The sequence below is a fragment of the Klebsiella sp. PK01 genome (assembly GCF_057624675.1).
In genome coordinates this window covers 357,676-376,606 of the sequence record NZ_JBYEZM010000002.1, presented here as the reverse complement: position 1 = coordinate 376,606, position 18,931 = coordinate 357,676, and the positions used below count along the sequence as shown (strand labels likewise).

16 protein-coding genes are annotated in these 18,931 nt (G+C 51.0%); 9 read left to right on the top strand and 7 right to left on the bottom strand.

The genetic code is table 11. The features are described from left to right. Window positions 1–95: 95 nt before the first annotated feature. A complete protein-coding gene (fusA, locus tag AC22LX_RS07085; RefSeq protein ID WP_047045925.1) occupies window positions 96–2,198 on the top strand; it encodes an elongation factor G in 2,103 nt (700 codons plus the stop codon). A 38-nt stretch (window positions 2,199–2,236) separates the two neighbouring features. Here the strand turns inward: fusA and sbcB are convergent, their stop codons facing one another. The 4 genes from sbcB to AC22LX_RS07065 form a co-directional block, all read right to left on the bottom strand. Further along, the gene (sbcB, locus tag AC22LX_RS07080) at window positions 2,237–3,658 is read right to left on the bottom strand and encodes an exodeoxyribonuclease I (RefSeq protein WP_487333889.1); all 1,422 of its coding nucleotides are present in this window, start codon (window positions 3,656–3,658) and stop codon (window positions 2,237–2,239) included. A gap of 170 nt (window positions 3,659–3,828) precedes the next feature. Beyond that, entirely contained in the window at window positions 3,829–5,508 is a 1,680-nt protein-coding gene (locus AC22LX_RS07075; protein WP_152906360.1) for a hypothetical protein, read from the bottom strand. A 17-nt stretch (window positions 5,509–5,525) separates the two neighbouring features. Continuing rightward, window positions 5,526–6,788 (bottom strand): O-antigen ligase family protein, encoded by a 1,263-nt coding sequence (locus AC22LX_RS07070; RefSeq protein ID WP_052667984.1) that lies wholly within the window; start codon window positions 6,786–6,788, stop codon window positions 5,526–5,528. Between the two features lie 383 nt (window positions 6,789–7,171). Next, window positions 7,172–8,320 (bottom strand): acyltransferase family protein, encoded by a 1,149-nt coding sequence (locus AC22LX_RS07065; protein ID WP_045391658.1) that lies wholly within the window; start codon window positions 8,318–8,320, stop codon window positions 7,172–7,174. A gap of 406 nt (window positions 8,321–8,726) precedes the next feature. Here AC22LX_RS07065 and dacD point away from each other — a divergent pair, with 406 nt between their 5' ends. The 7 genes from dacD (at window position 8,727) to cobT (ending at window position 14,705) form a co-directional block, all read left to right on the top strand. After that, the gene (gene dacD, locus AC22LX_RS07060) at window positions 8,727–9,893 is read left to right on the top strand and encodes a serine-type D-Ala-D-Ala carboxypeptidase DacD (protein WP_015365831.1); all 1,167 of its coding nucleotides are present in this window, start codon (window positions 8,727–8,729) and stop codon (window positions 9,891–9,893) included. Between the two features lie 151 nt (window positions 9,894–10,044). After that, window positions 10,045–10,515, top strand: coding sequence for a DNA gyrase inhibitor SbmC (sbmC, locus tag AC22LX_RS07055; RefSeq protein ID WP_045391656.1), 471 nt, complete (start codon window positions 10,045–10,047; stop codon window positions 10,513–10,515). A 101-nt stretch (window positions 10,516–10,616) separates the two neighbouring features. Next, entirely contained in the window at window positions 10,617–11,675 is a 1,059-nt protein-coding gene (locus tag AC22LX_RS07050) for an FUSC family protein (RefSeq protein WP_045391654.1), read from the top strand. Window positions 11,676–11,843: 168 nt separating this feature from the next. After that, on the top strand, window positions 11,844–12,167 hold the full coding sequence (locus tag AC22LX_RS07045) for a DUF496 family protein (RefSeq protein ID WP_015365834.1): 324 nt from the start codon (window positions 11,844–11,846) through the stop codon (window positions 12,165–12,167). Between the two features lie 172 nt (window positions 12,168–12,339). Beyond that, window positions 12,340–12,882, top strand: coding sequence for a bifunctional adenosylcobinamide kinase/adenosylcobinamide-phosphate guanylyltransferase (gene cobU / locus AC22LX_RS07040; protein WP_045391652.1), 543 nt, complete (start codon window positions 12,340–12,342; stop codon window positions 12,880–12,882). Continuing rightward, entirely contained in the window at window positions 12,879–13,619 is a 741-nt protein-coding gene (gene cobS / locus AC22LX_RS07035; RefSeq protein ID WP_045391650.1) for an adenosylcobinamide-GDP ribazoletransferase, read from the top strand. Before cobU ends, cobS begins: the two co-directional genes overlap by 4 nt. A gap of 27 nt (window positions 13,620–13,646) precedes the next feature. Continuing rightward, window positions 13,647–14,705 carry a nicotinate-nucleotide--dimethylbenzimidazole phosphoribosyltransferase gene (gene cobT / locus AC22LX_RS07030; RefSeq protein WP_045391648.1) on the top strand — a complete coding sequence of 353 codons (1,059 nt, stop codon included), beginning with the start codon at window positions 13,647–13,649 and terminating at the stop codon, window positions 14,703–14,705. A 38-nt stretch (window positions 14,706–14,743) separates the two neighbouring features. Here the strand turns inward: cobT and AC22LX_RS07025 are convergent, their stop codons facing one another. Next, window positions 14,744–15,853, bottom strand: coding sequence for an adenosylhomocysteinase (locus AC22LX_RS07025; RefSeq protein WP_047050694.1), 1,110 nt, complete (start codon window positions 15,851–15,853; stop codon window positions 14,744–14,746). A gap of 199 nt (window positions 15,854–16,052) precedes the next feature. Between AC22LX_RS07025 and AC22LX_RS07020 the strand changes: the two genes are divergently transcribed. Beyond that, complete coding sequence (locus AC22LX_RS07020) at window positions 16,053–16,787, top strand: HPP family protein (protein WP_045391644.1); 735 nt, start codon at window positions 16,053–16,055, stop codon at window positions 16,785–16,787. Window positions 16,788–16,795: 8 nt separating this feature from the next. Here the strand turns inward: AC22LX_RS07020 and AC22LX_RS07015 are convergent, their stop codons facing one another. Both AC22LX_RS07015 and shiA read right to left on the bottom strand, forming a co-directional pair. Next, complete coding sequence (locus AC22LX_RS07015) at window positions 16,796–17,536, bottom strand: lipoyl protein ligase domain-containing protein (protein ID WP_074165846.1); 741 nt, start codon at window positions 17,534–17,536, stop codon at window positions 16,796–16,798. Between the two features lie 12 nt (window positions 17,537–17,548). Next, the gene (shiA, locus tag AC22LX_RS07010; RefSeq protein ID WP_045391641.1) at window positions 17,549–18,868 is read right to left on the bottom strand and encodes a shikimate transporter; all 1,320 of its coding nucleotides are present in this window, start codon (window positions 18,866–18,868) and stop codon (window positions 17,549–17,551) included. Window positions 18,869–18,931: the final 63 nt, after the last annotated feature.

Genomic DNA, 18,931 nt, shown 5'->3' with positions numbered 1-18,931 from the left:
AATATACTCGTACAGTTGTACTATTATAGATGCCGTAAACCTAACCGCGGCGGATTTAGCCGCTCATTGACAGTCAAAATGACTAAGGACGCATCATGCCCCGACCCATCCCCCTCGAACGTTATCGCAACATCGGTATCTCCGCGCATATCGATGCCGGTAAAACCACCACCACTGAGCGCATTCTGTTTTACACCGGAATGAGCCATAAGCTGGGTGAAGTACACGATGGCGCGGCAACTACCGACTGGATGGCGCAGGAGCAGGAACGTGGGATTACCATTACTTCCGCAGCGGTAAGCTGTTTCTGGCCCGGGATGGACCGCAGCTTTGAGCCCCATCGTATTAATATCATTGATACTCCGGGGCACGTGGACTTCACTATCGAAGTAGAACGCTCGATGCGCGTGCTGGACGGCGCGGTGATGGTCTATGACTCGGTCGGCGGCGTGCAGCCGCAGTCGGAGACCGTCTGGCGGCAGGCCAACAAGTATCATGTACCGCGACTGGCTTTCGTCAACAAAATGGACCGCCCGGGCGCCGATTTCTTCCGCGTGGTGCAAATGATGATCGACCGCCTGAAGGCCAATCCGGTGCCGATTGTGATCCCCATTGGCGCCGAAGAGCATTTCACCGGCGTCGTTGACCTGATAAAGATGCGGGCCATTCAGTGGGATGATGCAACGCAGGGGATGACGTTCAGTTACGCGCCTGTACCTGATGACCTGCTGGCGACGGCCCGGCAGTGGCGGGAAAAAATGGTCTCGGCCGCGGCGGAAGCCAGTGATGAGCTGATGGATAAATATCTTGAGAGCGGTGAACTGAGCGAAGCGGAAATTGTGGCCGGACTACGTAAACGCACGGTCGGCGGCGAGATCCAGCCGGTGCTCTGCGGTAGCGCTTTTAAAAATAAAGGCGTACAGAGGATGCTCGACGCGGTCGTTGAATTCATGCCGTCGCCGCTGGATATTCCGGCTATTCAGGGTATTGATGACAAGGGGCAACCGGCGGAACGTCACCCGAGCGACGATGAGCCGCTGTCGGCGCTGGCGTTTAAACTCATGACCGATCCCTACGTCGGCCAGTTGACCTTCATTCGCGTCTATTCCGGGACGTTGAAAAAGGGCGATGCGGTTTTTAACCCGGTGAAGGGCAAGAAAGAGCGTATCGGGCGTATCGTGCTGATGCATGCCAACGATCGCCACGAAGTCGACGAGCTGCATGCCGGCGATATTGCCGCCTGTGTTGGTCTAAAAGATGTCACGACGGGCGATACGCTATGCGATCCGGATGCGGTCATCACTCTCGAGCGCATGGAGTTCCCGGAACCGGTCATTTCGCTGGCGATTGAACCGAAGACTAAGGCCGACCAGGAGAAAATGGGTATTGCGCTGCAGCGGTTGGCTTCCGAGGATCCGTCATTCCGCCTGCACACCGATGAAGAGTCCGGACAGACGATTATCTCCGGGATGGGGGAGTTGCATCTGGAGATTATCGTCGACCGTATGAAACGCGAGTTTGGCGTTGAGGCGAATATTGGCCGTCCGCAGGTTACCTATCGGGAAACCATCCGTAAAACGGTGAAGGATGTGGAAGGTAAATTTGTGCGTCAGTCCGGCGGTAAGGGGCAGTATGGGCACGTCGTGCTGACACTGGAGCCATTGGCGGCGGGGAGCGGCTTTGTATTTGAAGATGCCACCAAAGGTGGGGTGGTACCGCGTGAATACATCCCTTCTGTGGAGAAAGGGCTGCGTGAAGCGATGGGCGCCGGCGTGCTGGCGGGCTATCCGGTCGTCGACGTTAAAGCGACTCTGACGTTTGGTTCGTATCATGACGTCGATTCGTCCGAGATGGCTTTCCGTATGGCGGCAATTTTCGGCTTCAAGGAAGGGGCGCGAAAAGCGGACCCGGTGATCCTGGAGCCGGTGATGCACGTCGAGGTGGAGACGCCGGAAGAGTACGCGGGGAATATTATGGGCGATCTCTCTTCCCGTCGCGGGATGGTGCAGGGGATGGAGGAGCGTTTCGGTAGCCAGATTATTCGTGCCGATGTGCCGCTGGCCGAAATGTTCGGTTATTCCACTACGCTGCGATCGATGTCGCAGGGCCGCGCGACCTATAGCATGGAGTTCCATCATTACGCGGAAGCGCCGCGTAACGTGGCCGACGATATAATCGCCAGCCGCGCGAAAAGTTAAGTCAGTATTCCCGGGCTACGGTTACGGCCTGGCCCGGGTTAAACGATTTCCTGCGCATATTGCCACAGCGCTTTCAACAGGGCCTGTTTTTCACTATCGTCAGCGTACTGTTGATACAGCAACTGCAGTTCATCGGCATAGGCCTGCAAAAATTCCGGCGTAAAGACGTTACGGCGGTGCTCTAACCAACGCTGCTGTTCGTTTTCATCAAGCGTACCGGGGAAGTTACGCGCGCGGTAGTTAAACAGCAGGCGTTCAATGCGTTTATCAGCAAAGGTAATATCCAGCGCCGGCAGATTTCGGGGTTCGGTTTCCAGCACAATTTTCATCGCCGCGCGATCGGCATCGCTAAAGAATCCGTTGTAAAGTTGGGCGTCAACATTATCCGATGGCGTGAACGGTTCGGCTTCGGCATACAGCGCGACTACCTTTTCGCGTACCTGCGGATTTGCGCGCAGCAGTTGGGCGTTCTCCAGGCAGCGCTGAATATTAACACCTAAACGGTCGGCATCCTGCGGGCGCAACGTATTGGCCTGCGCCAGCACCGGGCATTTATTTAAATGCACCAGCTTAATTGGCGCTGCCGGTAAATCACCGAGTTCATCTCGTGGAGTATACAGGCGTTCGCGCAGTGTATCGGCATCGAGCTCCAACAACGGCGACATATCCCCCGCCAGATCAACCATAATCACCGCATTGCGGTTATCCGGATGCCAGGCTAGCGGCGCGACCAGGCTGGTGTTGCCGCGGGCGGCGCCGAACATACCGGAAACGTGGACTAGTGGTTTTAACTGCGGCACGTCGATCAACGTCGCCAGCTTGCGTTTATTACGATGACTGTACAGATATTCAAACAGACGCGGCTGATGGGTTTTCACCAGTTTCGCCATCGCGATGGTGGCGTACACATCGGCCATCGCATCGTGGGCATTACTATGCTCAATACCGTTTGCGACGGTCAGATGCTCAAGGCGGAAGCTTGGCAGTCCTTCTTCGTTATCCGGCCAGTTGATACCTTCCGGACGCAGGGCATAGCAGGCGCGCATTACATCCAGCAGATCCCAGCGCGAATTATCATGCTGCCAGCTCCAGGCATAGGGATCGTAAAAGTTGCGATAAAAAATATTGCGACTGACTTCGTCATCAAAGCGGACATTGTTATAGCCGACGATACAGGTTTTGGGCACCGTGAACAGATCGTTGATGCGGCGGGCGAAAGCGGCCTCGTTGTCGCCTTTGGCCAGCGCTTCCTGTGGCGTAATACCGGTAATCATTACCGCCTGCAGCTGCGGCAGATAGTCGTCCGCAGGCTTGCAGTAGAAGACTTCCGGTTCGCCAATGACATTCAGATCGCTATCGGTGCGGATGGCGGCGAACTGCGCCGGTCGGTCGAGCGAAGGGCTGGTTCCGAAGGTTTCGTAGTCGTGGAAGAGGAAGGATTGTTGTTCTCTTTCTATCATAGTTACATAAAATCCATATAGTCTTCCGAAAGAAAAGATCTAAAATTAAATAGATAATATCAATTTAATGATTATAGCATTTTTGACGCGTTTTTAAATGATGTTTTTACATAATACAAGTTCAAAAGGGAGTTTTGGGTAGACTCCCTAATGGCACTTCCTCTAAAATATTAATCTTTTTGTTTTAATAACCACTGACCATTGTTTCCGGGCGAGTAATATTGAGAATGTCCATTTTGAACACTCATTATTTCAGATTTTACACCTAATGGCGCGATTAAGTTCTTAGGAGGACTCCATGAAATAACATCCTCAATAATGCATTGATTGGTAATAAAGGCCGCTTCTCCAGAGAAAGTGAATTTTTTAATTTGCACATTATAGAATTGACCAACAAATCCACTTGCGATGTCTGCATCATTAATAAACCCCCCTTTAAAAATTGCTTGGGAGTTCTGCATTCCTTTAACCTTGCCAAGGAATATACAATCATTAAAAGAAACAGGGATGTTTGCTGAAAGTGAAATTTGTGGTGTTGTATCACTTTGGCTGCCTGTTTCTAATAATTCCATCTCTGGCTGGAATAGGCAGGAACGAAATAGTATATTGCCGGTAATTTTTTTACTTATAGAAACGTTGCTGATTTTACATTTATCAATAAGTATGTCATGAGCATTCTCTGGCATAGTGAGTGATGCCAGATTTGAGTTTTGTAATAATAGATTTCGAGTGATTACAAGCGTTTTACTAATGTTTGAGCAGTCGATTGAAGAATTATCTATTGACTGGATATCCTCAAAGAACCATGATTCGCAGAAAACAGAATTAAATTGAGATCTTATTGCCATTGAGGTTGATAGAACACATCCATTTAAATGAGCAGAATTAAGAATAGTATCAACTAAATTTAAGACAACGGATGATTTATCTGCAACAATTTTCTCTGATTTGCTAAGATCATTGCTTTTTGCGGACGTGTCATGAATAACTTGATTTAGAACGCAATTACTCAATGTTATAGAAACATTGGTATATTTCAAGGAAGATGAAAGGCTTGAGCCATCATCTCTAGTTAAAATCGTAGTTCTCTCTGCATGTAGAGTGTTTAGTGTTGAACGGATCGCGTTTATATATAAACATTTATGAAATGCTCTTTCCGACTGTATCCTATCGATTGAAAGGCAATTTGAGGTATCTCCCCCGCTAATTATTGCTATTTGGTATTTATGGACATTGCCACAAAGCTCGCTTGACAGACTTTTAAAAGAACTATCCCATACTGAAGATAATACTATACCGGAACCATTAAATCCTATGACTCGAATAGAATCGAAGCTTAAAAGTGAGCCTTTTACAAACAATCCATTTAAAGGTATTTTTCGGTCTTCAGCAATAATACACAAAAGGCCATTGACCGTTGTATAATTTGCTCGATCAGTTTTATAATCAGAGTCCGGGTTTCCGATAATTACAGCAAAATTACTATTATTAGTTGCTTGAAAATTATCGGTATTGATAATCAGCCGACCTGACCAGTCTGTGATAATAGATTTGACGCCTGTCAGATCTAAAGTTTTCGATATTTTCCACGGGCCTCCCCTAAGATCAAGATATTTATTGTTTTTAATGCAATCGTTAATCGCAGTAAGAACCGCAGCCGTATCATCTGGCTGACTACTATATTGGGCCTTATAATGTAATGGGGAGGCCGAAAGGACTGCATTATTATCTAAATGAGTGTTATCGTTAGCAATAGCAACTGGAGAAGCTTCTGATTTGTTAAGGGTTGCATCCACGATAAAGGCGGATGGAAGTATATATCTTAGAAAATTCCTTCGCGAAAAAATCATCAGTTTCTCCAGTATTCTTAATTAGAGTTTGCCTGACTAGCCGTTAATGCACTATCGACAGTGGCTTTTTGATCAGCACTCAACTTTGGGTCGCCATAACGATATACAAAGTAGAATCCAAGAAATACCCAAGGATAGAACATATATAACTGCGCGCCAAAAATAAAAGGAATAATAAATAGCATCATAAAGCACATGCCTGGAAGATCTTTTTTGTAAGTCAATAAAATAATAATAATGAAACCCAACACGCCAAATATACCATTTTCAATCATTAAATTGAAAAATCCTCCAAGGCCAGTGAGATCCCATCCAGATACAACGGGGAAACCTTCCCTGTATTCTAAGTTATTTCTTACTAACGAATAACCACCGAGGCCCACGCCAAATATAGGATTGTCTTCGAAAATTTTCGGGCCAATGTGGGATGCAGCAATTCGACCCATAATCAAACTTGGATCACCTGCACGCCCTTTAATTAATGAATATACATTCTGATAATCATCAATATAGTTATATGCAATCTTAAAAATTGCGAATGCCGAAATAGAAATACTCAGTGCTATGAAGAAAGAAAATCTTATGAAGTTCCCTGGTTTAAGGAATCCACTTAAGTATTTGTTTTTCATCATAAAACTAACAAAGAGGAAAATCGCAATTGCACATATTCCTGCTTTCGACTGTGAAAACGCAAGTGCTATTGCAAATGTAAACATCATCAATTTTCTTTTCTTGTAAAGAAACTCAAGAAATATCAGAGACGCTAAATATAAACCATAAGGTCCACCTTCAACATAGAATCCCTTCAATCGATGGATCTGATAATAACTAACAATATGTGTCCCAGCGACTATATCAATCGTTAATAACCCAAGTACAAATAATGTCATATAGAAATTATAAGTAATGAATTTACTAATCAACTCGGGAAGTTCAACTTTATATTTTCGTGCAGCGTTGAGCATTACAATAGCGGTTGAGATACATAGCATAAGTTCAGCGAAACGAACTACTGATATTACATATTTTTGTTTTAGGCCGCCATAATTCCAGAAGAAAACATCTGTAAAAAGCTGTGTAGCTAATGATATCACTAATAGAGAAAAAAAGAACAATACGAAAGGTAATGTCTTTTTGTGTATTTTAGTCATGAAAAATGGGAAAATGATAATCGCCATCAACTCCCATAGCTTCAGTACCCCCACACTCACGTCAGTTAGCTGGCTTCCTAGTGCACAGATGAACATGATAAACGATGCATACTTTACTTTGAGCATCATACTTGCGCGTTCCCTGTAGTCTGTGATTTCATAGTAAAATTCACCTAAAGTAATAGTAGTTACAAGATAACCATATGATTTCTAAGCAATAAGTTAAGCTGTATGAATTCACAGCTAAAGAGGCATATGGCTATACTCAGTATCTCAAGAGTAAGCGCATTTTTCCACTGCAAAAATTTGTTGGGATAAAATTTAGGACAATTTGCTATCAAGATTTTATGAGAGAATTTAGATGTTAATAGTGCCAACTGTTTTTTAGATGAAATTCAATAGTTATACTTATGTTTTAAGTTTTTAAAGCTCTTACTTGTATTATTATATAAAATGAGCGCGATTTTATTTTAAATAATAAACATCGCGCGAAAATTATGTGCTCGAAGTAATTACATTACTTCACTTGTTGTTATTTTTTTGGAATTAATGATTTTTCTTCCAAGCATAATTCCTTTTTTCTCAATGTATTGATAAAGACCTAATGAGATCATGTAAACAATTGGTAATGAAATAACGGCAACAAGTAGACTACGTAATGGGGCGGCCAAATCAACAAATCCATTATACTTGACAAGTATCCCTATAATTGGAATAACAATCATCAAATGCAACAGATATACCGAATATGATACGTCACCGAGGAACTGACTGAAGCGGGCGGAAAGTAACTTTCTGCTAAAGAAGACAATACCTTTTAGTGGCGATTTATCGCTATGAGGCATCAGAAGAATCGACATCCCAAGGATTATCATAACCTCAATGATCATACGGATAGGTGAAGTAAAGTAACCCATCAAAAATGCAGCGAGTGGAGAAAGTAATGCAACCATAACGTAGATCTTACGGTTCTCTGCTACGGCTTTATAGAGCAACATTCCTGATATAAATAAAGGTAGCTTGAATAAAATCATCGAGGGCATCGGGAATGCTGCGAAATATCCAGGGAAAATAAATGCAGCCATTACGCACATTACAATCAATGCCAGGCAAGTCCTAATGAAACCAATCCCCATGACCAGCATCATGATAAACGGGAAAATGGCATAGTATTGCATTTCAAGCCCAATACTCCAGTCAGGAAGGACTGTCCTGAATGAATAATAAGGAAGGAAACCAAAGGTGAATGAGATGTGCGTTAACACGTTCGCCATTGATGAGTCGGTATATCTCGCGGTCTCAGTTTGCGTTTCAGGCCATGCCAACGCGATAGCATCCCGGTAGTGACCAAAGGTTTCACCGAAAATAAATGCCACAATTAGAAGGACATAATAAAGCGGAGCGATTCGGAAAAAGCGCCTTGTCCAAAATGAAATTACCGTTTTAACGGACATCCAGGGTTCGACGTGCTGCCTCTCTATGTAATTCTTGGCCATAAGGTAGCCGGACAGCAAAATGAAAAGATCGACACCAAAATCCGGGTTACTCAGGATAGGGATGTTGCATCGTGTCAAAATACAAATGTGACCGAGCAGGACCCACAAGGAAGCATAGCCTCGCAAGCCATCAAGCTCAGGAGACCAGTTTTTATTTTGATGCATTTTTCCACCATCATTGAGTAATAACATGTAAAAGATCTTCCAATACCTACTATAATATGAAACAAATGTCTAACGCCAGTATGGCTTGTACATGATTTTAGGAGTTCGCTGAGTAATGGTTGTGATCCAAAATTTTAGTAGGTAATGCATCCGTACTTCTTTCCGATTTCTTTCATGAAAGCTTTTTATTCAATAAAAAGACAATAAATTATCCTTATTGATTGAATGGTGATTGTTGGCGCTTTATTGATCTTTTAACAACAATAGAGACTAGCTTCTGTACATGGCGTCTTTGAATAACATGAGATAAAAAGATCATGTCATATTTTCTTGCAATTTAACCCTGATCTCTCAGGCGAACTTCCGTAAAAAGGACGGCGAATCTGTAAATCTTGAGGATATGCCGTTGAAAGGCCGTTTTTTATTTGCTGTAACTTTGCTCGCTTCGAGCGTTTCCTGCGCATTTGCCGCTGCTGATTTGCCCGTCACCGTGACGCCGCCTTCGATCCAGGCCGGTTCCTGGGTGCTGATGGACTACACTACCGGTCAAATCCTGACCGCCGGTAACGAACACCAACAGCGTAACCCCGCCAGCCTGACCAAACTGATGACCGGCTACGTCGTCGACCGCGCCATCGACAGCCATCGTATTACCTTTGATGATATGGTCACCGTCGGCAAAGACGCCTGGGCCAAGGGCAATCCCGTGTTTAACGGTTCTTCGCTGATGTTCCTTAAAGCGGGCGATCGCGTTAGCGTCCGCGATCTTAGCCGCGGACTGATCGTCGATTCCGGTAACGACGCCTGCGTCGCACTCGCTGACTATGTCGCCGGCGGTCAACCGCAGTTCGTCGCGTTGATGAATAGCTACGTTGAAAAATTGCATTTGAAAGACACCCATTTTGAAACCGTCCACGGACTCGACGCGCCTGGCCAGCATAGCTCCGCCTATGATTTAGCGGTGTTGTCGCGGGCGATTATTCACGGCGAGCCGGATGTCTATCACATGTATAGCGAAAAAAGCCTGACGTGGAACGGTATCACCCAGCAGAACCGTAACGGTTTGCTGTGGGACAAAACCATGAATGTCGATGGCCTGAAAACCGGCCATACCTCAGGAGCGGGCTTCAATCTTATTGCCTCGGCGGTCGATGGCCAGCGTCGTTTGATTGCCGTGGTGATGGGGGCCGATAGTCCAAAAGGGCGAGAAGAGCAGGCGGCTAAGCTGTTGCACTGGGGCCAACAGAATTTTGACACCGTGCAGGTGCTACAAAAAGGTAAGCAGGTTGGCGTCGAACATATCTGGTATGGCGACAAAGAGCAGATCAAGCTCGGCACCGATCAGGACTTCTGGCTCGCGATTCCGAAATCTGAAGTTCCACGTATCAAAGCAAAATATGTACTGGATACTAAGGATCTGGAAGCGCCTATCGCCGCTAACCAACGCGTGGGCGAAATCTCGCTTTACGATGGCGACAAAGTGGTCGGTCATTGGCCACTGGTGACGCTTGAAAGCGTTGGCAAGGGCGGGATGTTTTCCCGTCTGAGCGATTATCTGCATCACGGCATTTAATCTCCGCACCCATGGGCCCGCCGCGCTCTGCGGCGGGCTTCATTCATTTCGCGCTTGTGGCGACTCTGTGAATCCGCGCACATACTGTTGTTCATCCGCCTGCTAAATTTGATGTATATTTATACAGTATTCTATCAACACTGGAGGCGCTATGAACTACAGCATTCAATCTCTCGACGCCCGCAAGATTGCCGGGTTTCATATGGTTGGCCCGTGGGAGCAGACCGTAAAGCAGGGGTTTGAACAACTGGCGGCGTGGGTCAGTCACCACCAGGTGCCGGCTCTGGAGTGGGTGGCGGTTTATTACGATAATCCGCAGCAGGTGCCCGCGGAAAAACTGCGTTGTGACACCGTTGTTACCGTGGCGGATGATTACGTCATCCCGCCGAATAGCGAAGGAGTCATCCTCACCGCGATTGCCGGCGGCGACTACGCCTGCGCCAGCGCGCGGGTCATTAACCATGATTTCTCCACGCCGTGGCTGCAGTTCTTTGACAGCCTGCTGCAGAGCAGCGATCTTCAAATTGCTGATAAACCCTGTTTTGAAATCTACCTTAACGACGGCAACCAGGACGGTCACTGGGATATTGAGATGTATGTGGCGGTGAATCGCGTCGGCTAATAAACCTTTATCCCTGATTTTGACAAGGTTTCTTACACTAGCTCAGTGCGCTTGCGAAAAAAGCGGCTACAATTGGCTTTTTCTGTTTGCCGGAGCAGGCCGTGCGCGCTGATAAATCACTTAAGCCATTTGAGATCCGACTGTATCGTCATTACCGAATTGTGCACGGTATCCGCATCGCGCTGGCTTTTGTTCTGACCTTCTTGCTGGTGCGTCTGCTGAACGTGCCGGAGGGCACCTGGCCTTTGATCACCCTGGTGGTGGTGATGGGGCCTATCTCTTTCTGGGGCAATGTGGTGCCGCGGGCCTTCGAACGTATTGGCGGCACGATCCTCGGTTCGGTGCTGGGGCTAGTGGCGCTCAAACTCGAACTTATCTCACTGCCAATTATGGTGCTGTGGTGCGCGGTGGCGATGTTCCTCTGCGGCTGGCTGGCGCTCGGCAAACGGCCCTACCAGGCGCTGCTGATCGGCATTACGCTGGCGGTGGTGGTGGGCGCGCCGCCGGGCGATATGAACACCGCGCTGTGGCGAAGCGGCGATGTCATCTTCGGTTCACTGTTGGCGATGCTGTTTACCGGTATCTGGCCGCAGCGGGCGTTTTTGCACTGGCGCATCCAGATGGCGAATTACGTTACAACGTTTAATCGGTTGTATCAGGCCGGTTTTTCGCCAAATCTGGTTGAGCGTCCGCGGCTGGAAAAACATCTTCAGAAAGCGCTCAATGACGTGGTGAAAATGCGCGGATTGATAACCCCGGCCAGCAAAGAAACGCATATTCAGAAAGCAATCTTCGAAGCCATCCAGACCGTCAGCCGTAATCTGGTATGCATGCTGGAACTGCAAATCAACGCTTATTGGGCCTCTCGTCAGGGCCATTTTGTGATGCTTAACGCCCAGACTTTGCGCGAAACCCAACGGATGACCCAGCAAACGTTGCTGACTATCGCCCATGCCCTGTATGAGGGAAACCCGCAGCCGGTTCGCGCCAACACCGAGAAGCTCAACGAGATCGTGGTCGAGTTGCGACAGCTTATCAAAGAGCATCAGGACGATAATCTGTCGGAAACGCCGATTCACGGCTATGTTTGGCTGACCATTGAGCTGGCGCGCCAGCTTGAGCTGCTGTCGCACCTTATTTGCCGCGCGCTGCGCAAATAAAAGGCAGATACGTGCGCGAAGTGAACAGGTTGCTTCGATTCAGCAACATTTAGGGTTATGATAAACGCAAAGGAAAAAACATTGTCATCAGCGACTGCTAGCAGTTATGTTAGCCCTATAGGGCAGTCGCTTTAGCGAATCCGAATCTCAAATATTAGGGGTGTAAAAATGGAAACAACTAAGCCTTCTTTCCAGGACGTTCTGGAGTTTGTTCGTCTGTTCCGTCGTAAGAACAAACTGCAGCGTGAAATTCAGGACGTTGAGAAAAAGATCCGTGATAACCAGAAGCGTGTCCTGCTGCTGGACAACCTCAGCGATTACATCAAGCCGGGTATGAGCGTTGAAGCCATTCAGGGTATCATCGCCAGCATGAAAACCGACTACGAAGACCGCGTTGACGATTACATCATCAAAAACGCCGAGCTGTCGAAAGAGCGTCGCGATATCTCCAAAAAACTCAAAGTGATGGGTGAAGCCAAAGTCGGCGAATAAACTACCCACTTCTTCCGGCGGCATTGCAGGCCGCCGGATTCCTCCATCTTCCCGCCTTAAACCTCCGTATAAGCATCGCCCTTTAAGCCGACAGTTTGTTATACTGCCGCCGTGAACTTATTGATACCGGAAGGGTTTATCACATGCAGTCCCAGCTTCAGGTACCGCCGCGATGATACTAATTACCGGCGGCGCGCGTAGCGGCAAAAGCCGTCACGCCGAATCTTTACTCCAATCCTGCGCGTCGGTGCTCTATATCGCCACTTCAGCCGTTATTGACGATGAAATGGCCGCACGCATTCAACATCACCGTAATAGCCGTCCGGCGCACTGGCGTACTGCAGAGCGCAGCCGTGACCTGGCGCCACTCATTACCCCCGATTATGCACCCGATGAAGCCATTTTGCTTGAGTGCGTCACTACACTGGTCACCAATATTCTGTTCGCTGAAGGTGGGGAAACGGATCCTGATGAATGGGATTATGCAGCGCTGGAAAGGATAGTCATGCAAGAAATCACTCAACTGATTGCTGCCTGCCGCGCCTGCCCGGCGCCGGTGCTGTTGGTCACCAATGAAGTGGGGTTGGGAATAGTGCCGGATAACCGGCTGGCGCGGCATTTTCGCGATATTGCCGGGCGCGTGAATCAGATGCTGGCCGCGGCCGCCGATGAGGTGTGGCTGGTTGTTTCAGGGATAGGAGTCAAAATCAAATGATTAAATCGTTCTTCGCCACGCTTTCTTTTATGAGCCGCTTGCCGGTTCCGGCCCGCTGGTCACAGGGGCTGGAAATCGATCAATATGAGCGCGGGATCGTCACTTTCCCACTGGTGGGGTTACTACTTGGCGCGATTGCCGGGCTGGTGATGCTGGCGCTTCATGCCTGGTGCGGCCTGCCGTTGGCCGCGCTGTTTGCCGTACTGGCGCTGGCGCTGCTGACCGGCGGTTTTCATCTTGATGGCCTGGCGGATACCTGCGATGGGATCTTTTCCGCCCGCCGCCGCGAACGGATGCTGGAGATCATGCGCGATAGCCGGTTGGGGACGCACGGCGGACTGGCGCTGATCTTTGTGCTGGTGGCGAAGGTTCTCGTCATTAGCGAACTGGCGCTGCGCGGCACCTCGATGCTGGCCGCGTTGGCTGCATCTTGTGCCGTGGCGCGAGGGATGTCGGTGCTGTTGATGTACCGCCAGCGCTATGCCCGGGAGCAGGGGCTTGGTAACGTATTTATTGGCAAGGTGACTTTCCGACAGACCGTCATTACCCTGGCGCTATCATTGGCGCTGGCAACGCTGCTGCTGGGCCTGCATGGCCTGCTGGCTGCGGTTATAACGCTGCTGGTGATATCGGCGCTTGGTCAGGCGCTGAAGCGCACGCTGGGCGGGCAAACCGGCGATACGCTTGGGGCGGCCATTGAACTGGGCGAAGTTATCTTTTTACTGGCGTTGCTATAGAGCATATATCGCGCTGACAGGAAGCATATGAATACATTAACTGAATGGTTAGCAGCCATCCCGCGACTGGACGAAAGCGCGATGTCGCGCGCTGGTGAGCATATTGACGGGTTGTTGAAACCGCCTGGCAGCCTGGGGCGTCTGGAATCGCTGGCGATTCAGTTGGCAGGCATGCCGGGTCTACAGGGCGCGTTACGTTTTCCACGTAAAACTATTGTGGTCATGTGCGCCGACCACGGCGTCTGGCATGAAGGCGTTACCGTCTCGCCACAGGCGGTGACCGCGATTCAGGCGGTCAATATGACCCGTAAGAATACCGGCGTTTGCGTGCTGGCAGCGCAGGCGGGGGCTGATGTTCAGGTGATTGACGTCGGGATTGACGCCGAACCCATCCCTGGTCTGGTGAATATGAAAGTGGCGCGCGGTAGCGGCAATATTGCCTGCACCGCGGCGATGAGCCGGGAGCAGGCCGAAACGCTGCTGCTGGCGAGCATGCGCTACACCCGTCAGCTTGCGGAGCAGGGCGTGCGTCTGTTCGGCGTGGGCGAATTAGGAATGGCTAACACGACCCCCGCTGCGGCAGTAGTCAGCGTGCTGACCGATCATGATGCCGGCGATGTTGTAGGCATCGGCGCGAACCTTCCAGTATCGCAGCTGGCGCACAAGGCGGAAGTCGTACGCCGGGCGATAGCGGTCAACCAGCCTTCAGCGGGCGATGGCCTCGACGTGCTGGCAAAAGTGGGCGGTTTTGACTTGCTCGGGATGGCCGGGGTCATGCTGGGCGCCGCTTCCTGCGGATTGCCGGTGATACTTGATGGTTTCTTATCATACGCGTCGGCACTGGCGGCCTGCCGGATTGCCCCACAGTTGCATCCGTATCTGATTCCGTCGCATCTGTCGGCGGAGAAGGGGGCTCATATTGCGCTGGAGCATCTGCAGTTGAAGCCTTATCTGGATATGGGGATGCGCTTAGGCGAAGGCAGCGGCGCGGCGTTAGCGATGCATCTGGTCGAGGCGGCAGGGGCAATGTTCAACGATATGGGGACGCTGGCGGAGAGCAATATCGTGCTGCCGGAAACCCGTTAACCGGCTTCGGGGCGCCGACCGGCCCCCCGAAATAGTGCTTACAGCGCCTGCTGCCACACGCTTTGCGGCAGCAGATAAACATCCGCTTCTGCTTGCATGCCGTCGGTGACGATATGACGAATGCCGCTGGCCATTACTGCAAGGGTGACATCAAACGCATTCAGGCTATCGCCAAAACCGGCGGTAAGGTTGAGCATTGAGCCATCGGCCATCAGATAGATTGTTTTCTCCGGCAGCCGATAAGCGTTGATATAGGGCATAACCTCTTCATGCGGGAACTGGCGCAGGTGTTCGCAGTCAATCTCTTCCGCCACGTGGCCGACGTTGAGAATAAACACGCCATCTTTAGCGCTGTCCAGCGCCAGGCTGTTGACCACTTTCTTGCCGCCGGTGGCGGTGGCTACGACGTCGGCTGATGCGATTGCATCCTGTAAATCCACGACATGCCAGCCGTCATAAGCGGCCTGTAAACGGCGCGCCGGATCGATTTCCGCCACCATGACCTGGCCGCCGAAGGCTTTTGCCGCCGCCGCGACGCCTTGCCCGACCAGGCCGTAGCCGATCACCAGCACTTTTTTCTCATGTAGGGTAAGGTGAGTGGTCTGGAAGAAGGTGTGCCAGGCCGTCAGGCCAACCATATGGCGGTTATGTAGCCCTTCTTTGACCGGCAGATCATCCCAGTTAAAGATAGGGTAGCCGGGGCGGATATCACCGAGACGATTGACGCCGGAGCCGGTGGCTTCAAGGCCGGCGACGACATTGCCGAACTCGCCGCGCTGGTGGAGCAGGGTGGTAATATCTGCGCCCATCTCACAAAGGTGAGTTGGCCCCCAGGCGATGGCTTTTTCCCATGATTGCTGCCAGTCGGTATCGCTCATATTGCGCCAGGCGCAAGCTTCCGCGCCGCGTTCTACTAGCCAGGCGACGACCTCATCCTGCACGGTGGTTGGGTTACAGGTGGTCAAAAAGACTTTCGCCCCTTTCTCCAGGAGCCCCTGCACCAGCGGGATCATTTTCATATCCAGATGCATACAGCAGGCCAGGCGTACATGGCTGAGGTCGGGAAGGGCCGCCACCTGGCGCAGGGTACGCGGCATATTCTGGCTGGCCCATGCCACTTCTTTCGTTAAATTTGTCTTATTATTCACCGTATTGTGACCTTTAATCCGTAGAGTGGGTTTAACCCCGGTGGGGAAGATGATTCTAACGCAGCATGTAAAAATCACATAACCCGCACTGCCCGATAAAGTTGCAAATAATAGGCATCATAAATACATGGTTGTTAATGAAGAGTTAAATTAAGACAATGAAATATAATTTCTTCCTATGATGTGAGCGATTCGTTCGATGTTACGCGTTTTACAGCGCCCGCTATTTTCCCGCGCGCGTATTTTCCTCGGCCGTTTAAAACCCCACGCTTTACCCGTTGCGAAAAAGCATATTTTATTGGGCTCAATCGGTGCCGGAACGGGTCTTGCCGTCACCAGCATGTTCAGCCACTGGCTGCTTGGCGAGGTGAATCTGTGGTTTATTGCGCCGATGGGCGCCTCGGCGGTATTGCTATTTGGCGCGCCCAGCAGCCCGCTTGCTCAGCCCTGGTCTATCGTCGGCGGCAACGTGCTTTCGGCGCTGATCGGCGTCACGGTGGGGCTGTTAGTGCCGGATACAGCGATCGCCTGCGGCCTGGCTGCGGCGCTGGCGATCGCCGGGATGTGCTTTTTGCGTTGCCTGCATCCACCTGGCGGCGCGGTGGCGCTCACGGCTATTCTTGGCGGCGCCGGCGTACACAGTGAAGGCTACCAGTTTGTACTGACGCCGGTGCTCCTGAACTCCATGATGCTGGCGCTGCTGGCGATTGTCTTCAATAACCTGGTCGGTCGCCGCTACCCGCATCCGCTGGCTGCGGAAGAAGTGAAGCCGAATGCGGTACCGATGGGGATTACAGTCACTCGTGCAGATATTCATGCCGCGCTGCTGGAGGGGCAATTCCTCGATATCGATGAGGACGATGTTCAGGAGCTACTGGAGAATATCGAACAGCAGGCTCGGTTGCGTCTTGCCGCCGATCAAAAAGCGCGCTAGTGACGCTGTTAACCCACTCGTTGCAGCGTCTTAGCTAGCGACAGCCTGAATCGCTCGATGAGGTCGGTTTCACCCGGCAATAATTCGGCGAGGGTAATCGTTTTGTCCGCGCCATAGACCTTGCCGCTACCGAGCTGCGCCTCAATACTGTTGGCCGCCTGATGCGCTGCCTGCAGGTCGGTATCCAGTAATATCACCGCATGGGCCAGAACGATGTGCCCCTGGCTTTCGGCTACGGGCCGCCAGTACTGAGCGGTACCGGCAATCTTGCGCGCGTTCTCTCCCTCGCCGCAGGCAAGGTTATAGCGCCCGTCGCAGAAGGAACCGCTGACGGCCTGAAATTGGCTTTCGACGCCAAAGGTCGCCAGCGTGCGTTGCAATATTCCACACAACAACAGATAAATAGGTTCGGCGGCTTCGCCTAACGGCTGGGTTACCGGCCAGGCAAGACTCAGGTTGAGGATCCCCGGCCCCTGCGGCACCAGCCCGCCGCCGGAGCGACGGATCCATACCGGCCAGCCGCGGGCGGCAAAGGCTTCGCTGACCGCGGGCAGATTGGCGAATTTCCGGTAACTGCCGGGTACTACGAACCCCTGCGGCGCCTGCCAGAGCTGAGCGACGGCTTCACCGCGGCGTGCGCGCTCGAACAAAGGCTGTTCGGCGAGCGTTGGATCATTGCAGCGGACAATGGGCAATTCGTCGGCGTTGAACCCGTCAGGCCAGCAGTCCGTATTCTGTGGTGTTATCACGAAGCCCCTTTTTTATGCCGGATGGCGATTTTTCATCAACATCGCCGTGACGGCAGAGATCAGGCAGCCGACCGTCAGATAAATCGCCACGCTGTGCCACGAGCCGCCAGAGAAAGTGACCAGCGCGGCGGCGATGAAGGGCGTGAAACCGCCGCCGACCACGCTGGCCACCTGGTATCCGACGCCTGCGCCGCTATAGCGATAGCTGGCGCCAAACATTTCGGTAAACATCGGTTGCTGCACGCAGACCACCATATCATGGGCGATGTTGGCCAGCATCAGGGCAAAAAACAGGATCCAGAACAATGAGTGCTGCTCCAGCGCCATAAAGAAGGGGAAGCCGCTTAATGTCCCGATCAGCGCCCCGGTAATATAGATCCGACGGCGGCCAAACCTATCCGCCAGCCACGCAAAGCAGGGAATGGTAAAACAGCTAATACCGCCCACCAGCAACCCAATATTGAGGAACAGTTCACGCGGCAGGCCGAGGTTTTGCGTCGAGTAGTTGAGGGCGAATGCGGTCACGATATACATCGTTAACAGTTCACACAGGCGCAGGGCGATGATTAATAAGAAGGCACCCGGATGGCGTACCAACGCTTCCAGTACCGGCAGGCGTTTTTTCTTCGCGGCGGGCGTTTTCTGCAACTGCTGTTCAAACTCCGCCGACTCGGCCATGCCGTTGCGGATCCACAGTGCCGCCAGTACCAGCACTACGCTAAACAGGAACGGCAGGCGCCAGCCCCAGCTCAGGAACTGCTCATCGGTGGTGAAACTGCTGACAAGCGATACCAGCCCAGTAGAGAGCAGCAGACCGACGCCGTAACCCACCTGCACGCCGCTGCTATAGAACGCTTTTTTGTTTTTCGGCGCGCTTTCAACCGACAGCAACGCCGCGCCGCCCCATTCGCCCCCGACGGCGAAGCCCTGCACCGCGCGCAAAATCACCAGCAAAACCGGCGCCCACCAGCCAATCTGGTTAAAGGAAGGCAGTAGGCCGATACAGGCGGTGGCGATCCCCATCATCCACACGGTCATCATTAGCATGCGCTTACGGCCTAAACGGTCGCCAAAATGGCCGAAGATAATGCCGCCGAGCGGGCGGAAGAGGAAGCCGACACCGAAAGTCGCGAAGGCTGCCAGCGTGCCCATCGCCGGGCCAATTTGTGGGAAAAATTCGCGGTTGAACACCAGTGCGGCGGTGATGCCGTACAACAGAAAATCGTACCAGTCGACGACGGCGCCGGCAAAGCTGCCCCATGCCGCGCGACGAGCGCGATTAAGAGAACCAACCCCCTTGCCGGAGTCGGGTGAAATAAGCGTTGAGTCCATGTCTGTCCTGTTTGTTGCTAATTTGTTATTATTTGAATGAGACGTTTTCTTATCTTCGCGCCG

Excerpts from the sequence above, each read along its gene's own strand:
- cobS (WP_045391650.1), top strand. The coding sequence starts at position 12,879 with ATGATTAAATCGTTCTTCGCCACGCTTTCTTTTATGAGCCGCTTGCCG.
- cobU (WP_045391652.1), top strand. The coding sequence starts at position 12,340 with ATGATACTAATTACCGGCGGCGCGCGTAGCGGCAAAAGCCGTCACGCC.
- sbcB (WP_487333889.1), bottom strand. The coding sequence starts at position 3,658 with ATGATAGAAAGAGAACAACAATCCTTCCTCTTCCACGACTACGAAACC.
- AC22LX_RS07020 (WP_045391644.1), top strand. The coding sequence starts at position 16,053 with ATGTTACGCGTTTTACAGCGCCCGCTATTTTCCCGCGCGCGTATTTTC.
- AC22LX_RS07070 (WP_052667984.1), bottom strand. The coding sequence starts at position 6,788 with ATGATGCTCAAAGTAAAGTATGCATCGTTTATCATGTTCATCTGTGCA.
- cobT (WP_045391648.1), top strand. The coding sequence starts at position 13,647 with ATGAATACATTAACTGAATGGTTAGCAGCCATCCCGCGACTGGACGAA.
- sbmC (WP_045391656.1), top strand. The coding sequence starts at position 10,045 with ATGAACTACAGCATTCAATCTCTCGACGCCCGCAAGATTGCCGGGTTT.
- shiA (WP_045391641.1), bottom strand. The coding sequence starts at position 18,868 with ATGGACTCAACGCTTATTTCACCCGACTCCGGCAAGGGGGTTGGTTCT.
- AC22LX_RS07075 (WP_152906360.1), bottom strand. The coding sequence starts at position 5,508 with ATGATTTTTTCGCGAAGGAATTTTCTAAGATATATACTTCCATCCGCC.
- AC22LX_RS07045 (WP_015365834.1), top strand. The coding sequence starts at position 11,844 with ATGGAAACAACTAAGCCTTCTTTCCAGGACGTTCTGGAGTTTGTTCGT.
- fusA (WP_047045925.1), top strand. The coding sequence starts at position 96 with ATGCCCCGACCCATCCCCCTCGAACGTTATCGCAACATCGGTATCTCC.
- AC22LX_RS07065 (WP_045391658.1), bottom strand. The coding sequence starts at position 8,320 with ATGCATCAAAATAAAAACTGGTCTCCTGAGCTTGATGGCTTGCGAGGC.